Origin of the sequence: Pseudomonas lurida (assembly GCF_013522705.1) — a bacterium.
GTDB classification, from domain to species: domain Bacteria; phylum Pseudomonadota; class Gammaproteobacteria; order Pseudomonadales; family Pseudomonadaceae; genus Aquipseudomonas; species Aquipseudomonas quebecensis.
In genome coordinates this window covers 15,830-30,748 of the sequence record NZ_JAAMRE010000028.1, presented here as the reverse complement: position 1 = coordinate 30,748, position 14,919 = coordinate 15,830, and the positions used below count along the sequence as shown (strand labels likewise).

Below are 14,919 nucleotides of genomic sequence, written 5' to 3'. Positions count from 1 at the left end.
CCGTTGTGCTAACGATCTACAACACACTCAGCAAGACCAAAGAAGTCTTCAAGCCGCTCGATGGCAACAAGGTGCGCATGTACGTGTGCGGCATGACCGTGTACGACTACTGCCACATCGGCCACGGCCGCAGCATGGTGGCCTTCGACCTGGTGACCCGCTGGCTGCGTTTCAGCGGCTATGACCTGACCTATGTGCGCAACATCACCGACATCGACGACAAGATCATCAACCGCGCCAACGAAAACGGCGAGTCGTTCGACGCGCTGACCGAGCGCATGATCGCCGCCATGCACGAGGACGAGGCGCGCCTCAACATCCTCAAGCCGGACATGGAGCCGCGTGCCACGGACCACATCCCCGGCATGCACGCGATGATCCAGACCCTGATCGACAAGGGTTACGCCTACGCCCCAGGCAATGGCGACGTGTACTACCGCGTCGCCAAGTTCATGGGCTACGGCAAGCTGTCGCGCAAGAAAATCGAAGACCTGCGCATCGGCGCGCGTATCGAAGTCGACGAAGCCAAGCAAGACCCGCTGGACTTCGTGTTGTGGAAAGCCACCAAGCCCGGCGAGCCGAGCTGGGAGTCGCCGTGGGGCGCAGGCCGTCCGGGCTGGCACATCGAGTGCTCGGTGATGTCCACCTGCTGCCTGGGCGAGACCTTCGACATTCATGGCGGCGGCAGCGACCTGGAGTTCCCGCACCACGAAAACGAAATCGCCCAGAGCGAAGCCGCCACCGGCAAGACCTACGCCAATGCCTGGATGCACTGCGGCATGATCCGCATCAATGGCGAGAAGATGTCCAAGTCCTTGAACAACTTCTTCACCATCCGCGACGTGCTGGAAAAGTACCACCCGGAAGTGGTGCGTTACCTGCTGGTGTCCAGCCACTACCGCAGCGCCATCAACTACTCGGAAGACAACCTCAAGGATGCCAAGGGCGCCCTGGAGCGGTTCTACCACGCGTTGAAAGGCTTGCCATCCGTGGCGCCGGCCGGCGGCGAAGCGTTCGTGTCGCGGTTCACCGAAGTCATGAACGACGACTTCGGCACCCCCGAAGCCTGTGCGGTGCTGTTCGAAATGGTGCGCGAGATCAACCGCCTGCGCGAGAGCGATCTCGACGCAGCGGCGGGCCTGGCGGCGCGCTTGAAAGAACTGGCGAGCGTATTGGGCGTGTTGCAGATGGAAGCCGACGACTTCCTGCAGGCTGGCGCCGAAGGGCGTGTGGATGCGGCGCAAGTGGATGCGCTGATCCAGGCGCGTTTGGCTGCGCGTGCTAACAAGGACTGGGCGGAATCCGACCGTATCCGTGACCAACTGACCGCAATGGGCGTGGTGTTGGAAGACGGCAAGGGTGGGACAACGTGGCGGTTGGCTGATCAGGCCTGATTGGCAAATGCCGGATGAAAAACGCCCCGACTGGTTCGGGGCGATCGTTCCCAAGCTCCGCGTGGGAATGCATCCCGTGACGCTCTGCGTCACAAGTGCGCAGGACCTGAGACTCGTGTCGCTGGCGGGACGCGGAGCGTCCCGGGCAGCGCTCCCACGCAGAGCGTGGGAGCGATCACGCCGGGGCAAGCCCCTCCCATGGATTAGCCCAATCGATCTCAGATTTATCTCTGAAGTCTACTTTCATTGAGGTTTAGTGTTTTCTCCACCATCAACTGAATCCCTTCCAGCATTCGACAAATTCCCAGAGCCACGCTGCGCGGATTACCGTCGATCTCAAAAGCCAGATGATTTGCCAGCGCTTGAACTGACGCCAGGTCCTCTGAAGCGTTGATCAATAAGGTTTCTGCATCTAATCCTTCGCGCACAGCAAACAGACCTGTTCCGTTACCTGACGGCTCTGGTTTCGAAGATGGGTTCAAATAATGGTTAATCGCTTGATGAGCAGAAACTTGAAACTGGGATGAATCCAGCGGCGGATTTGGACTGTCTTTAATCATGGCGAAGCTCCTAGAGTAGTGGAGTCGCCACCCATCGCTGCGAAACGATTTCAGGGTGGCAGCTGTACGCAGGTTCGCAGACCGGGACTCTAGGCACCCGGCATACCCGAAGGTATCCCGCGCACAGCCGCCATAACATCAGGCATAAAAAAGCGCCCGCTATCTTGTGGTGGACGCTGTGCGTCTAGAGTTTAACCGGGCTGCGAAACCCGGTCGCTGAATTTGCAGCGACCGCCGAAAATTAGGCAGGCATCTTCCGGGCAGCAACCTTAAAACGCTGTCGGAAATTTCCTTGCTGCGTTTACCCACCTGAAGTTTGCAATACCTGTGCTAGGTAGGGGGGCCTTGTACTGACTTTATAGGCGTTACTAGCTGCGTCGTTATAGATCGTCTCGTGGTACTTGCCGTCCTTGAAATGCAAAGCGACGCCATCATCGACCGCGTAGGCGGGTTGTATCCCCTCACGCTGAACAAGCTCGACAAACGACGTTTCCCTTCCTGCTTCTGAGCTGAAATGCGGACACAGTGCTCCTGGCAGCAAGCCCAGGCCGTGAACCAGCGCAAACACTCCCCCTGAATCGGAATGCCCATGCTCGAACCAGCAAATGGCGCCTGCACTGACACCACACAGGACTTTGCCGTTTTCCCAAGCCCTCTTCAGATGGTCCACTACAGCAAATTCGCGCCAGATCGCCAACATGGCGCGGGTATTTCCGCCTGGTACGTAAATAATGTCGGCTTGCTCAAAGAGTGATGAAATATGATTGGCGTTGGAGAAGGGTGAAATGAAAAATGCCAGCGTGGTTACACGGCAGCCAGCGCTTTCATATTTGGCAGTGAAATCGGAAATCTTGATTCGGTCATCGCCATTGGCGGTGGAGATGTAGAGCACAGTAGGGTGCGTTTTGCCTGATGACGCGACGATGTGTTCATCAATACGCGTCATACGCTGTATGTCTTCGGTGGACTCGCCGCCGATAACAATAATGTGCTTAGTCATCCTGACCTCCTGTCCGTCTTGCGCGATATGAGTGTCTGCCGCCGCTATGAAGATTGCATCACTTGATACCGACTTTGAACAAAACCATTGTCCGACTCATGCGTGCCGATATGGCGAAGCTCAAGTTCTCGACCGATCTGGCTGAAGAGTGGGATCCCTTGCCCGAGTAAAACCGGGATACGCGTAATGATCAGCTCATTGACCAGGCCCGCGTCAAGAAACGCCTGGATCGTCTGGCCACCGTCGATATAGAGGTGCTTCATACCGCGTTCGGCTAACGTTGCCACGAGTGAGGTGACGTCTGCTGCCATGACTTCGACCTTGCCCTCCAGATGCGCAGGGATCTGCAGAGGCTGATGGGAGAGTGCAATGACGGGAGTGCCCTCGTAGGGCCAATCCGGGAAGGACAAGACTTTCTCCAGGGTTTTGCGACCCATTACCAGTGCATCGACCGTGGCGATGAAGCGTTCATAGGTCACGCCGTTCAGCTCGGCGGTTTCGTATTCCGGTCGGTGCAACCATTCGATATCACCGTCTGGACGGGCAATAAAGCCGTCGATGCTGGTTGCGATAAAAACGGAACAGTGGATATCCATGGCGAAAACTCCTTTTAGTGCGCTTTGACGCTAATATTCATTTAATCCTCGCGTGCCACAACCGGGCGTCTGAGAAACAGTCTGATGCCCCTTTCTGCCGTGCGAGGATGTATGCGAAGTTGGTTGATCCGTTACCGTTACGCAATCATTTTCTGGATATGCTTCGGCGTTTTCCGTACCTCCCTGGCTGACTGGAATCCGATTCCCTCCGGCTCCATGCGCCCAACCCTGCTGGAAGGCGATGTGGTGCTGGTCAATCGCGTAGCGTATGACCTCAAGGTCCCGCTCACGGATATTTCCCTGGCCCACCTCGATAACCCCCAGCGCGGCGATGTGGTGACGTTTTCGTCACCCAAGGATGGCATGCGCCTGATCAAGCGGATTGTCGGCGTTCCCGGCGACACCCTGGAAATGCGCGATGAAGTGCTGTGGGTCAACGGTACGCCAGCCACCTACAGTGATGCGCAGGACATCAGCGAGCCAATTGTCCCAGGTCATACGGTACCAGGGATCAAGCTGAACGAATTGGCCGCCAACCGCCAGCGTACTGTGCAGTTCATGCCGACGGTGCGGGCGATGCGCAACTTCGCACCAGTGGTGGTGCCGGCCGACAGCTATTTCATGTTGGGGGATAACCGCGATAACAGCGATGACTCGCGATACATCGGCTTTGTGCCACGTCGGCTGTTGATCGGGCGGGCGCATCATGTGCTGGCATCGGCGCAGATCCTGGAGCATTGGATGCCACGTCTGAACAGATTTGGTGCGCCGATCCTGTAGGCGCTGGCTTGCCAGCGATTGCTGTATGTCAGTTGCATCTACAGCGACTGACGCGCTGCCATCGCCGGCAAGCCGGTTCCTACCGTTCGACGTGTGACGCGGCCGCCTGAATCCAGGCACTTACTTTTTGGTGAGCCCATCACCTTTTTGTGCGTTCTTGTGGGCTGTCCATCTCGTTCTTATCCTGCGGTCTTCGTTTACCCAGGAGTAGGTTTCATGAGTTTTGATCTCGGACTAAAAGGCCTTCGTGCACTGGTCACCGGTGGCACCAAAGGTATTGGCGCGGCCGTGGTGACGGTGTTACATGAACAAGGCGCGCAGATGATTTCGGTCGCGCGTTCGGCGGCGGATTCGACGCTTGAAGGCGTGCATTTCATCGCTGCCGACCTGGGCACTGCCGCGGGTTGTGCGAGCGTGACCGAGGCGGTGAAGGATCGGTTTGGTGGGGTGGATATCATCGTCAATGTGCTCGGCGGCTCCAGCGCACCGGCCGGTGGGTTTGCAGTGCTTGATGATGAGCAATGGGCGAATGCGCTGAACCAGAACCTGATGGCGGCCGTGCGGGTGGATCGTGCGTTGCTGCCGGGAATGGTCCAGCGTGGCTCGGGGGTAATCATTCATGTCACCTCGATTCAGCGGGAATTGCCTTTGCCCGAATCAACCACGGCGTATGCCGCTGCCAAGGCGGCATTGGCGACGTACAGCAAGAGCCTGTCCAAGGAAGTGACGCCCAAGGGCGTGCGGGTGGTGCGCGTATCGCCGGGCTGGGTGGAGACTGACGCGGCGGTGGCGCTGGCGGAGCGTCTGGCGGAGCAGGCGGGGACGGATTACGAGGGTGGCAAGCAGATCATCATGCAGGCGCTGGGCGGCATTCCCCTCGGGCGTCCGGCCAAGCCCGAGGAAGTGGCCGACTTGATCGCCTTCCTGGTATCGCCGCGCGCCGCTTCGATCAGCGGCACCGAATATGTGATCGACGGCGGTACCGTACCCACGGTCTAGCTCGCGGGTTTGGCGGCCTGCCATTTGAGCAGCCCGTCCAGCACCGGGCACAGGCTCTGGCCCCACTCGGTCATGCGGTATTCGACCTTGGGTGGCACCACGGGGTAGACCGTGCGGTGCACCAGGCCGTCGGCTTCGAGCTGGCGCAATTGTTGGGCAAGCATCTTCTGCGAGATCTCCGGGATCAGTCGCTCAAGGTCGGAATAGCGCTGCACCTGGCCACCGAACAGGTGAAACAGGATGATCAGCTTCCAGCGCCCGCCGAGCCAGGCGAGGGTGGTTTCGACATCGGCCGCGGCGGTGGCGGGGGTGTAGGTTTTGCTCACTGTGCGATTCCTGGAAGTTGGCCGTGAAAACCCGACTTCTTGCCAGGCATCAATCCAAGTGTGGGAGCGAGCAAGCCCGCTCCCACACTTTGTACGGTGTTCGCTTGATGAATCAGCGGCGGCTGCTGACTTCGGCGGGTACGTCGTCACCTGCCATGCGCTTGCGGAACAGGGCCGTTCGCGCCAGTAGCAGGGTGGTCACCGGCACCGTGATCGACAGCAAAATCGGTATCAGCCACCCGTGCAACACCGGCCCGGACTTGAGCACCGAAAAGTAGATAATCGACGCCAATGCAACACACCACGCGCCAAGCGTCGAGGCCAGCGCCGGCGGGTGCATGCGCTGGAAGAAGTCTTTCATGCGCAGCAAGCCAATCGCGCCGATCAGTGCGAACACGCTGCTCAATACCAGCAGGACCGCGACGACGATTTCCATCCACAACGGCATCATTCAATCACCTCCCCACGCAGCAGGAATTTTGCCAAGGCGAACGAGCCGACGAAGCCGAACAGGGCGATCAGCAACGCCGCTTCAAAGTAGGTGTCACTGGCATAACGAATGCCCAACACCAGCATCATCAGCATCGCCAGGATGTACAGGTAGTCCAGCGCCAGTACCCGGTCCTGAGCCGACGGGCCTTTGAACAGGCGCACCAGGGTCAGCACCATGGCCAGCGAGAACAGAAACAGGCTGAACAGGATTGCATTGGAGAGCAGGGCGCTCATTCGAAGATCTCCATCAGGGGCCGTTCGTAGGCGCTTTTGAAATGTTCGATGAAGGACGCTTCATCCTCCAGGTCAAATACGTGCAACAGCAGGATGCTGCGGTCCAGCGCCAGTTCCGACCAGATGGTGCCGGGCACCACGGTAGTGATCATCGACAACGCCGCCAGGCCGTTGGCGTCGCGCAGGTCCAGGGGGATCTTGATAAAGCGCGAACGCGGCGGGCGTGAGCCGCAGACCAGCACACCCCAGGCAACTTGCAGGTTGGACACGATCACGTCGCGGCCGACCAGAAAGAACAGGCGAATGATCACACCGGGGCGGCGGATGCGGATCGGCAGTGGGCGCAGCGGCGCCATCAGCAGGGGGGCAAGAAGGCCCAGCGCTGCGCCCAGCAACAGGTTGCCGGGGCTGACCGAGAGGTTGAGCACCAGCCACAACACCCACAATGCCAGTGACAACCACGGGGCAGGGAACAGGCGGTTCATGGTTGCACCTCCAGCGCGGCGGTCTTGGCTTCGGGGCTTGGCACCGGGCGGGTCGCCATCACCGCCATGACGTAGTTCTCCGGATTGTTCAGGCTCTGGGCGGTGGCCTGGGTGTAGCGCATCAGCGGTTCTGCCTTGAAGGTCAGCGCGATGCTCAGCCCCAGTAAGAAGAAGATCGGCAGGCATTCATAGCGACGCAGCAGTGGCGACGGGCGTTCTTCCGGGGTCCAGAAGCGCTGGATGCCCATACGCGCAAACGCGATCAGCGAGGCCAGGCCGGACAGGATCAACAGCACCACCAGGCCCCACGCGGCGGGCCGGATCGGCGCGTCGGCGCTGGCACCGAGGCCCAACGGGTTGACCAGTGCGCTCAACAGGCTGAGCTTGCCGATAAACCCGGACAGCGGCGGCATGCCAATAATCAGCAGCGCGCAGGCCACAAAGCTCAAGCCGAGGAAGGCCATGGTCCAGGGGATCACCTGGCCGATCACGGCTTTCTGCTCGTCGTCCAGGTTCACGCCGGGCCGAGGGTGCAGGGACTCCATGGCTTTGGGCAAGGCGTCGATCTCTTCATCCAGCGGCAGGTCGTTGGCCGAGCGCGAACGCTCGATCAGTTCGGCCAACAGGAACAGGGCACTCAAGGCCAGGGTGGAGCTGACCAGATAGAACAACGCGCCAGCGGTCAGGCTCGGTTGGGCGAAGCCTACCGCCGATAGCAGGATCCCGGCCGAGACCAGGATGCTCAGGCTCGCCATGCGCTCCAGCCGCTGCGCCGCCACCATCGCCAGCGCCGCGCAGACGATCGTGGCCATGCCGCCGTACACCAGCCAGTCGCCGCCGAACAACGCCGACGCGCCGGCCTGGCCGGAGAACAGCAGGGTCCACAGGCGCAGCACGGTGTACACGCCGACCTTGGTCATGATCGCGAACATCGCCGCCACCGGCGCACTGGCCGAGGAGTAGGCGGGGGCCAGCCAGAAGTTCAGCGGCCACATGCCGGCCTTGGCCAGGAACGCGGTGGCGAGGATCGCCGCGCCAGCGTGCAGCAGGCCACGATCGGCTTCGGGCACCAGTGGGATTTTCAGCGCCAGGTCAGCGAAATTCAGCGTGCCGGTGACGCCGTAGATCATCGCCGCGCCAATCAGGAACAGCGACGACGCCAGCAGGTTGATCGCGATGTAATGCAGCCCCGACGACACCCGCGCGCGGCCGGAGCCGTGCAGCATCAAACCGTAGGACGCCGCCAGCAGCACCTCGAAGAATACGAACAGATTGAACAGGTCAGCGGTGAGGAACGCGCCGTACAGGCCCATCATCTGGATCTGGAACAGCGCATGGAAACTCGTACCGGCGCGGTCCCAGCGGGCCATGGCGAACAGCAGCGCACTGACGCCGATGATCCCGGTGAGCACCAGCATCAGCGCCGAGAGTTGATCCACCACCAGCACAATGCCGAACGGCACTTGCCAGTTGCCCGGCAGGTAGACGCCGATCGAGCCGGGGCCGCCTTGCTGCGTCCAGTACAGCAGCAGGATCGCCGTGGCGAGGCCGAGCACGCTGGAGAACAGGTTGATACGCGCCTTGAGCGGCCGACGTTTCTCGCTGAGCATCAGCATCAGGGCTGCGGTCAGCAGCGGCAGCAGGATCGGCGCGACGATCAGTTGGTTCACCCACGTCATTCCTTGGGCTCCCGGCCGTCCACATGGTCGGTGCCGGTCAGGCCCCGCGACGCCAGCAGCACCACCAGAAACAGCGCGGTCATGGCGAAGCTGATCACGATGGCGGTCAGCACCAGGGCCTGCGGCAGCGGATCGGTGTAGTGCAGCAGGTCCTGCGGCACGCCGTCCTTGATGATCGGCTCCTTGCCGATAAACAGGCTGCCCATGCTGAAAATGAACAGGTTGACCCCATAGGACAGCAGGCACAGGCCCATCACCACCTGGAAAGTCCGTGGGCGCAGGATCAACCACACGCCCGAGGCCGCCAGGACCCCAATGGCCATTGCGATGACTTCTTCCATCAGGCGGCTCCTTCGGTTGTGACGACTACTTTGGGCTGGTTGCTCGGTTTATGCGCGCGCACCGACTGGTGTCCGAGGGCGGTGAGCATCAACAGGGTCGAGCCGACCACCATGGCGTACACGCCCACATCGAAGAACAACGCGCTGGCGATATGGATATCGCCCAGCACCGGCACGCTCAGGTGCAAAGTGTGAGTGGTGAGGAACGGGTAGCCGAAGAACAGCGCACCCAGCCCGGTAAGGGTGGCCGCGAAGAGGCCGAAGCCCATCCAGCGCATCGGCCGCAGGCTCATCTGCGCCTCGACCCACTGGGTTCCGGCGACCATGTATTGCAGGATAAACGCCACCGACATCACCAGGCCCGCGACAAAGCCGCCGCCCGGTTGGTTGTGGCCGCGCATGAACAGGTAGAACGACACGACCAGGGCGATCGGCAGCAGCAGGCGCACCAGCACCGCCGGCACCATCATAAAGCCCAGGGCGGTGTCGCTGGCCTGGCGCGGGTTGACCAGGTCGGTGGCCACGTCCGGCGCCAACTGCCGCTGTTGCGGCGGCAGCTCCATGCTTTCCTTGGACGGGCGGAAACGCCGCAGCAGGGCGTAGACCGTCAGCGCCACGGCGCCGAGCACGGTGATTTCGCCGAGGGTATCGAAGCCTCGGAAGTCGACCAGCATCACGTTCACCACATTGCTGCCGCCGCCTTCGGGCAGGGCGCGGCTGAGGTAGAACGAGGAGATATCGTTGGGGGTCTGGCGGGTCAGCATTGCGTAGGACAGCAACGCCATGCCGCCGCCCACTACGCTCGACAGCAGGAAGTCGCGGCCCCGGCGGACCCTGGCTCTGCGCAAGGTGTTGGGCAGCGGCGAGACCTCTTCGATCCGCCGTGGCAGCCAGCGCAGGCCCAGGAGAATCAGCACGGTGGTCACCACTTCCACCACCAGTTGGGTCAGCGCCAGGTCGGGTGCCGAGAACCACACGAAGGTAATGCAAGTCATCAGGCCGCACACGCTGACCATGGTCAGGGCGGCGAGCCGGTGGTACTTGGCTTGCCAGGCGGCGCCCAGGGCACAGGCGATCGCCAGTACCCACAAAGTCACAAACACCACGGAGCCAGGGATTTTCGGGCGGTCGCCCCAGCTAAGGCCGCTGTTAAGCATGGGGATCAGGCCGCCGATCAGCGCCACCAGGACCAATAGGAACAACTGCGGTTGCAGGCGCTTGGTGCTGATGCGTTTTTCGACCTTGCGCACGCCGCGCATCATCATCACCAGGCTGCGCTCGAAGCCGCGCTTGCCGTTGAAATAACTGATAACCGGCGGGTACTTGAAACGACCGCGCTTGAGCTGCTTGCGCAGCATCAGGTACAGCACCACACCGCCGGACATGGCCACCAGGCTCATGATCATCGGCGCGTTCCAGCCGTGCCAGATCGCCAGGCTGTACTCGGGCAGCACGCCGCCGACCACCGGCAATGCGGCGGCGGCGAGGATCGAGCCGACCACCTGGGCCGGAAAGATCCCCACCAGCAGGCAGGTAAACACCAGCAATTCCACCGGCGCGCGCATCCAGCGCGGTGGTTCGTGCGGGGTATGGGGCAGGTCGACGGGCGGCGGCCCGAAGAACACATCCACGGTAAAGCGCAGCGCATAGGCCACGCTGAACGTGCCGGCGATGGTGGCGATGACCGGCAAGGTGAATTCCACCCATTGGGTCGCTGAGATAAACACCGTTTCGGCGAAGAACATCTCTTTGGACAGGAACCCATTGAGCAACGGCACGCCGGCCATGGACGCGCTGGCCACCATCGCCAGGGTCGCGGTGAACGGAATCAGACGCACCAGGCCACTGAGCTTGCGGATATCACGGGTGCCGCTTTCGTGGTCAATGATGCCGGCGGCCATGAACAGCGAGGCCTTGAAGGTGGCGTGATTGAGGATATGGAACACGGCGGCCACGGCGGCCAGCGGGCTGTTGAGCCCCAGCAGCAGGGTGATCAGCCCAAGGTGGCTGATGGTGGAGTAGGCCAGCAGGCCCTTGAGGTCGTTTTGAAACATGGCGCAGTAAGCGCCGAGGAGGAGGGTGAGGGCGCCGGCACCGCCGACGATCCAGAACCATTCTTCGCTGCCGGACAGCGACGGCCACAGACGGGCCAGCAGGAACACGCCGGCCTTCACCATCGTTGCCGAATGCAGGTAAGCGGAAACCGGTGTCGGCGCCGCCATGGCGTGGGGCAGCCAGAAGTGAAACGGGAACTGCGCGCTTTTGCTCAAGGCGCCGATCAGCACCAGGGCGAGCATCACCGGGTACAGCGCATGCGCGCGAATCTGCTCGCCCGCCGCCAGCACCTGGTCCAGGTCATAGCTGCCGACGATATGCCCCAGCAGCATCACGCCCGCCAGCAGGCACAGACCGCCTGCGCCGGTGACCATCAGCGCCATATAAGCGCCGCGTCGCGCATCGGCGCGGTGGTGCCAGTAGCCGATCAACAGGAACGAGAACAGGCTGGTCAGTTCCCAGAAAAACACGATCTGGATCAAGTTGCCGGAGATCACCAGGCCCAGCATGGCGCCCATGAACGCCAGGAAAAACGCGAAGAAGCGCGGCACCGGGTCGTCCGGCGACATGTAGTAGCGGGCATACAGCGACACCAATGTGCCGATGCCCAACACCAGCATCGAGAACAGCCAGGCGAAGCCATCCATGCGCAGCACGAAATTCAGCCCGAGGCTGGGCAGCCACATGAATTCTTCATGGATCACGTCACCGTGGGCGATCTGGGGGTAGAGCAGGGCGACTTGAACGCTGCCGACCAGCGCCACCAGCCCGGCCAGCAGGGATTCGGTATTGCGCGCGTTGTGCGGCAGCAGGGCCGCCAGACAGCTGCCGATGAACGGCAGAAGCAGTAGAACTATCAAGGACATAGGCTTCTAATCTGCGGGAGTTTGGGATGCATCATACGTGCCGCTTTCATGATCACCAAACGGCAAGATGTGGCAGGATCCTACAGAGGCAGTAGAAGGCAGCTACAAGCGGCAAGCTGCAAGAGAACAGCCGGCCGCGTATTTTCTACGGCTTGTGGCTGACAGCTTAAACCATCAACCCTGATTTTCCGGTTCAACTTCGGCCTTAGCGTCGACAACGTTCGAGCTGTTCCTTTTCATTTCACTCACAATCACCGCCAGCACAATCAACGCCGCCCCCAGCATCGCTATCGGCGGGAAGCGCTCGCCGGCGATCCGCCCGACCACGCCGGCCCACACCGGTTCGCCCGCATAGATCAACGTGGCCCGGGTCGGCGAAACGCTCTGCTGCGCCCAGTTCATCGCCACCTGGATGACCGCACTGGTCAGGCCCAGGCCCACCGCGCTGAACAGCAGCAACCATGAAAACCCCGGCAGCGCCTCGCCCATCGGCACCACCATCAGGAATGACAACAGCGACGCCGTGGCCAATTGCACCACGGTGACGCGGCGCACATCCACCTGCCCGGCGAACGCACTGATCAGGATGATTTCGGCGGCAATTGCGATGGCGCCGATCAACGTCGCGATCTCTCCGGCGCTGAAATTCAGCGATGCACCCGCCGGGCCGGTCAACAGCATCAACCCGGCAAAGGCCAGCATGATACCCAGGCTTGGCATCAGGCCCGGTCGACGGCCCAGCACCAGCCATTGCAGCAACGGCACGAACGGCACATACAACGCTGTGATAAATGCCGACTGGCTGCTGAGGATGGTTTGCAGGCCGATGGTCTGCAGGCCGTAGCCGAACATGATGGCCACGCCGATAAACACCCCGGCCTTCAATTCGAACACGTTCAGGTCGCGCAGGGTGCGCAGGGAAAAGAACCCCACCACGAGCGCCGCCGCCGCAAAACGCAGGCCCACGAAAAACATCGGCCCGCTGACGCTCATGGCGTGCTGCACCAGCAAGAAGGTGCCGCCCCAGATCATGGTGATAAACACCAGGATGCATTCGGCTTTGCTGAAACGATGGAAACGCGACGGGGAGTTCGAGAAGGTCATGGCGGCTCTGGTCTTGCATAGGAAAGGCACGGACCGCACAATGCGCCGCACGCTGGGCAGTATACTGCGCACACCCACCCATTGAGCAATATAGTGCACAAAGAAAATCCGCAGCGGGCTTCGGTCCTGCAACACGTCAGCCAGAACGTTCGTCGCCTGCGCCACGCCGCCGACCTCAGCCAGACTGCGCTTTCAGAAAAGTCCGGGGTCAGCCGGCGCATGCTGGTGGCCATCGAAGCCGGCGAGAAGAACGTCAGCCTGTCCACCCTCGACCGCGTCGCCGAAGCACTGGATGTGGCGTTCAGCGACTTGATCCAGGCGCCCGATGCGCCCGACCACAGCCGCATCAACGAGCTGGCATGGGCCGGCGAGATTCCCGGCAGCAAGGCGGTGCTGCTGGCCAAAGCCACCGCCCGCCGTGAAGTCGAGTTGTGGGAGATGCGCCTGGAGCCAGGTGATTGCTACAGCCCGGACCCCGACCCGGAGGGCTGGAGCGTGCAGCTGTTTGTGTTCGAAGGTTGCCTGACCCTGCTGGTGGGCGACGAGCAAAAGCCCGTGGCCGCCGGTGAGTTCTTTATGTTCGCCAGCCGCCTTGCCCATGGCTACCGCAACGACGGCGATGTGGCCGTGCGCTTTGTACGCAACGTGGTCATCTAACTGTTTGCCTGGCAACAGCGGATGCACACTTTGCTGGTTTGAACCGCGCTATATGGCATTGATAAACCCGCAACCCGCTGAATTTATTGACGATTAAATTCAGGCACGACTCCTGCAATCCTCCTCGTATTCCCTCGGAGCCTGGAGTCGGCCCATGTCAGCCCACCCTCAACACCCTGCCCATATCATCCGCTCGGATGCCGAAGCCATCGAGGTAGCTACGCGCTTGGCCGAACGCTTTGCCGTTGGCGCCAGTGAGCGCGATCGCGAACGTCGCTTGCCGGTGGCCGAACTCGACGAGTTTTCCGCCAGCGGCCTATGGGGCATCACCGTGCCCAAAGCCTACGGGGGCGCAGAAGTGTCCTATGTGACGGTGGCCGAGGTGATCAAGTTGATTTCCGCCGCCGACCCGTCCCTCGGGCAGATCCCGCAGAACCACCTCGGTGTGGTGGACCTGCTGCTGCACACCGCCAGCGAAGAACAAAAGCGCTATTACTTCGGCAAGGTCCTCGAAGGTTATCGTTTCGGCAATGCGTTCTCCGAGGCCAGGAGCAAGAACGCCGGCATCTTCGACACGCAAATCCGCATCGAAGGCGACAGTGCGCAGATCAACGGTGAAAAGTTCTACTGCACCGGCGCGCTGTTCGCCCACCTGGTGCCCACCGTTGGCAATAACGAGCATGGCCAGGCGTTGATTGCCTTCGTCGAGCGCGACGCCCCAGGGCTGAGTGTGATCGACAGCTGGGACGGCTTCGGCCAGCGCACCACAGCCAGCGGCGGGGTGACCCTCGATGGCGTAACGGTGCCCCTGAGCGCGGTGATACCCGCACACCTGGCGTTCGACCGACCCACGGCCAATGGCCCGATTTCGCAGATCATCCAGGCCGCCGTCGACACCGGCATTGCCGTAGGCGCTTTGGAGCAGGCCAAGCTCCACGCACGTCAGGCGCGGCCCTGGATCGACAGCCAGCAGGATCACGGCTGGCAAGACCCTTTCACGATTGCCGCCATCGGTGACCTGGCGTGGCGTGTGCACGGCACCGAAGCCATTCTCGTCAAGGCAGGCCGGGCGGTGGATCTGGCGCTTGCTCAACCCAATGAAGACACCGTCGCCAATGCCTCGTTGGTTGTGGCCCAGGCCAAAGTGCTGTCGGCCGAAACCGCCTTGCTCGCCAGCAGCAAACTCTTCGAATTGGCCGGTACGCGCTCCGTGACGGGCAAGCACAACCTCGATCGCTTCTGGCGCAACGCCCGCACCCACACCCTGCACGATCCGGCCCGCTGGAAATACCACCTGATCGGCAATTTCGTGCTCAACGGCGTCAAGCCTGCGCGCCACGCCTGGAACTGA

16 protein-coding genes are annotated in these 14,919 nt (G+C 61.5%); 5 read left to right on the top strand and 11 right to left on the bottom strand.

Going from position 1 to position 14,919, the window contains the following annotated elements; genetic code table 11:
* The first annotated feature begins 5 nt into the window (after nucleotides 1–5).
* Nucleotides 6–1,394 (top strand): cysteine--tRNA ligase, encoded by a 1,389-nt coding sequence (gene cysS / locus G7025_RS20600; protein WP_181080939.1) that lies wholly within the window; start codon nucleotides 6–8, stop codon nucleotides 1,392–1,394.
* A gap of 224 nt (nucleotides 1,395–1,618) precedes the next feature.
* On the opposite strand, the gene G7025_RS20595 is transcribed toward cysS, so the two are convergent.
* From G7025_RS20595 to G7025_RS20585, 3 genes are all read right to left on the bottom strand, one after another.
* Nucleotides 1,619–1,954 (bottom strand): DUF6124 family protein, encoded by a 336-nt coding sequence (locus tag G7025_RS20595; RefSeq protein WP_124371107.1) that lies wholly within the window; start codon nucleotides 1,952–1,954, stop codon nucleotides 1,619–1,621.
* A 301-nt stretch (nucleotides 1,955–2,255) separates the two neighbouring features.
* Nucleotides 2,256–2,954, bottom strand: coding sequence for a Type 1 glutamine amidotransferase-like domain-containing protein (locus G7025_RS20590; protein ID WP_181080938.1), 699 nt, complete (start codon nucleotides 2,952–2,954; stop codon nucleotides 2,256–2,258).
* Between the two features lie 44 nt (nucleotides 2,955–2,998).
* Complete coding sequence (locus tag G7025_RS20585) at nucleotides 2,999–3,550, bottom strand: dihydrofolate reductase family protein (protein WP_181080937.1); 552 nt, start codon at nucleotides 3,548–3,550, stop codon at nucleotides 2,999–3,001.
* Between the two features lie 111 nt (nucleotides 3,551–3,661).
* On the opposite strand from G7025_RS20585, the gene lepB reads away from it, so the two are divergent.
* Both lepB and G7025_RS20575 read left to right on the top strand, forming a co-directional pair.
* On the top strand, nucleotides 3,662–4,330 hold the full coding sequence (lepB, locus tag G7025_RS20580) for a signal peptidase I (RefSeq protein ID WP_065940102.1): 669 nt from the start codon (nucleotides 3,662–3,664) through the stop codon (nucleotides 4,328–4,330).
* 216 nt (nucleotides 4,331–4,546) lie between these two features.
* Complete coding sequence (locus tag G7025_RS20575) at nucleotides 4,547–5,329, top strand: SDR family oxidoreductase (RefSeq protein WP_181080936.1); 783 nt, start codon at nucleotides 4,547–4,549, stop codon at nucleotides 5,327–5,329.
* On the opposite strand, the gene G7025_RS20570 is transcribed toward G7025_RS20575, so the two are convergent.
* The 8 genes from G7025_RS20570 to G7025_RS20535 form a co-directional block, all read right to left on the bottom strand.
* Nucleotides 5,326–5,655 (bottom strand): winged helix-turn-helix transcriptional regulator, encoded by a 330-nt coding sequence (locus tag G7025_RS20570; protein ID WP_181080935.1) that lies wholly within the window; start codon nucleotides 5,653–5,655, stop codon nucleotides 5,326–5,328. The two genes, G7025_RS20575 and G7025_RS20570, sit on opposite strands and share 4 nt — an antisense overlap.
* 112 nt (nucleotides 5,656–5,767) lie before the next feature.
* Nucleotides 5,768–6,106, bottom strand: coding sequence for a Na+/H+ antiporter subunit G (locus G7025_RS20565; RefSeq protein WP_028616866.1), 339 nt, complete (start codon nucleotides 6,104–6,106; stop codon nucleotides 5,768–5,770).
* On the bottom strand, nucleotides 6,103–6,381 hold the full coding sequence (locus G7025_RS20560; protein ID WP_003211751.1) for a K+/H+ antiporter subunit F: 279 nt from the start codon (nucleotides 6,379–6,381) through the stop codon (nucleotides 6,103–6,105). Before G7025_RS20560 ends, G7025_RS20565 begins: the two co-directional genes overlap by 4 nt.
* On the bottom strand, nucleotides 6,378–6,866 hold the full coding sequence (locus G7025_RS20555; protein ID WP_181080934.1) for a Na+/H+ antiporter subunit E: 489 nt from the start codon (nucleotides 6,864–6,866) through the stop codon (nucleotides 6,378–6,380). The genes G7025_RS20560 and G7025_RS20555 overlap by 4 nt, the downstream gene beginning before the upstream one ends.
* Complete coding sequence (locus G7025_RS20550) at nucleotides 6,863–8,545, bottom strand: monovalent cation/H+ antiporter subunit D (protein WP_181080933.1); 1,683 nt, start codon at nucleotides 8,543–8,545, stop codon at nucleotides 6,863–6,865. The genes G7025_RS20555 and G7025_RS20550 overlap by 4 nt, the downstream gene beginning before the upstream one ends.
* On the bottom strand, nucleotides 8,542–8,886 hold the full coding sequence (locus tag G7025_RS20545; protein WP_181080932.1) for a Na+/H+ antiporter subunit C: 345 nt from the start codon (nucleotides 8,884–8,886) through the stop codon (nucleotides 8,542–8,544). The genes G7025_RS20550 and G7025_RS20545 overlap by 4 nt, the downstream gene beginning before the upstream one ends.
* Nucleotides 8,886–11,807: a monovalent cation/H+ antiporter subunit A gene (locus tag G7025_RS20540; protein WP_181080931.1), complete on the bottom strand. Its 2,922-nt coding sequence runs from the start codon at nucleotides 11,805–11,807 to the stop codon at nucleotides 8,886–8,888. Before G7025_RS20540 ends, G7025_RS20545 begins: the two co-directional genes overlap by 1 nt.
* Before the next feature lie 174 nt (nucleotides 11,808–11,981).
* Nucleotides 11,982–12,911 carry a DMT family transporter gene (locus G7025_RS20535; RefSeq protein WP_181080930.1) on the bottom strand — a complete coding sequence of 310 codons (930 nt, stop codon included), beginning with the start codon at nucleotides 12,909–12,911 and terminating at the stop codon, nucleotides 11,982–11,984.
* Nucleotides 12,912–13,004: 93 nt separating this feature from the next.
* Here G7025_RS20535 and G7025_RS20530 point away from each other — a divergent pair, with 93 nt between their 5' ends.
* A complete protein-coding gene (locus tag G7025_RS20530) occupies nucleotides 13,005–13,568 on the top strand; it encodes a helix-turn-helix domain-containing protein (RefSeq protein ID WP_181080929.1) in 564 nt (187 codons plus the stop codon).
* 154 nt (nucleotides 13,569–13,722) lie between these two features.
* Nucleotides 13,723–14,919, top strand: coding sequence for an SfnB family sulfur acquisition oxidoreductase (locus G7025_RS20525; protein ID WP_181080928.1), 1,197 nt, complete (start codon nucleotides 13,723–13,725; stop codon nucleotides 14,917–14,919).

Coding starts and splice junctions, on each gene's coding strand:
- G7025_RS20595 (WP_124371107.1), bottom strand. CDS start 1,954: ATGATTAAAGACAGTCCAAATCCGCCGCTGGATTCATCCCAGTTTCAA.
- G7025_RS20590 (WP_181080938.1), bottom strand. CDS start 2,954: ATGACTAAGCACATTATTGTTATCGGCGGCGAGTCCACCGAAGACATA.
- G7025_RS20585 (WP_181080937.1), bottom strand. CDS start 3,550: ATGGATATCCACTGTTCCGTTTTTATCGCAACCAGCATCGACGGCTTT.
- lepB (WP_065940102.1), top strand. CDS start 3,662: ATGCGAAGTTGGTTGATCCGTTACCGTTACGCAATCATTTTCTGGATA.
- G7025_RS20575 (WP_181080936.1), top strand. CDS start 4,547: ATGAGTTTTGATCTCGGACTAAAAGGCCTTCGTGCACTGGTCACCGGT.
- G7025_RS20565 (WP_028616866.1), bottom strand. CDS start 6,106: ATGATGCCGTTGTGGATGGAAATCGTCGTCGCGGTCCTGCTGGTATTG.
- G7025_RS20560 (WP_003211751.1), bottom strand. CDS start 6,381: ATGAGCGCCCTGCTCTCCAATGCAATCCTGTTCAGCCTGTTTCTGTTC.
- G7025_RS20555 (WP_181080934.1), bottom strand. CDS start 6,866: ATGAACCGCCTGTTCCCTGCCCCGTGGTTGTCACTGGCATTGTGGGTG.
- G7025_RS20550 (WP_181080933.1), bottom strand. CDS start 8,545: ATGACGTGGGTGAACCAACTGATCGTCGCGCCGATCCTGCTGCCGCTG.
- G7025_RS20545 (WP_181080932.1), bottom strand. CDS start 8,886: ATGGAAGAAGTCATCGCAATGGCCATTGGGGTCCTGGCGGCCTCGGGC.
- G7025_RS20540 (WP_181080931.1), bottom strand. CDS start 11,807: ATGTCCTTGATAGTTCTACTGCTTCTGCCGTTCATCGGCAGCTGTCTG.
- G7025_RS20535 (WP_181080930.1), bottom strand. CDS start 12,911: ATGACCTTCTCGAACTCCCCGTCGCGTTTCCATCGTTTCAGCAAAGCC.
- G7025_RS20525 (WP_181080928.1), top strand. CDS start 13,723: ATGTCAGCCCACCCTCAACACCCTGCCCATATCATCCGCTCGGATGCC.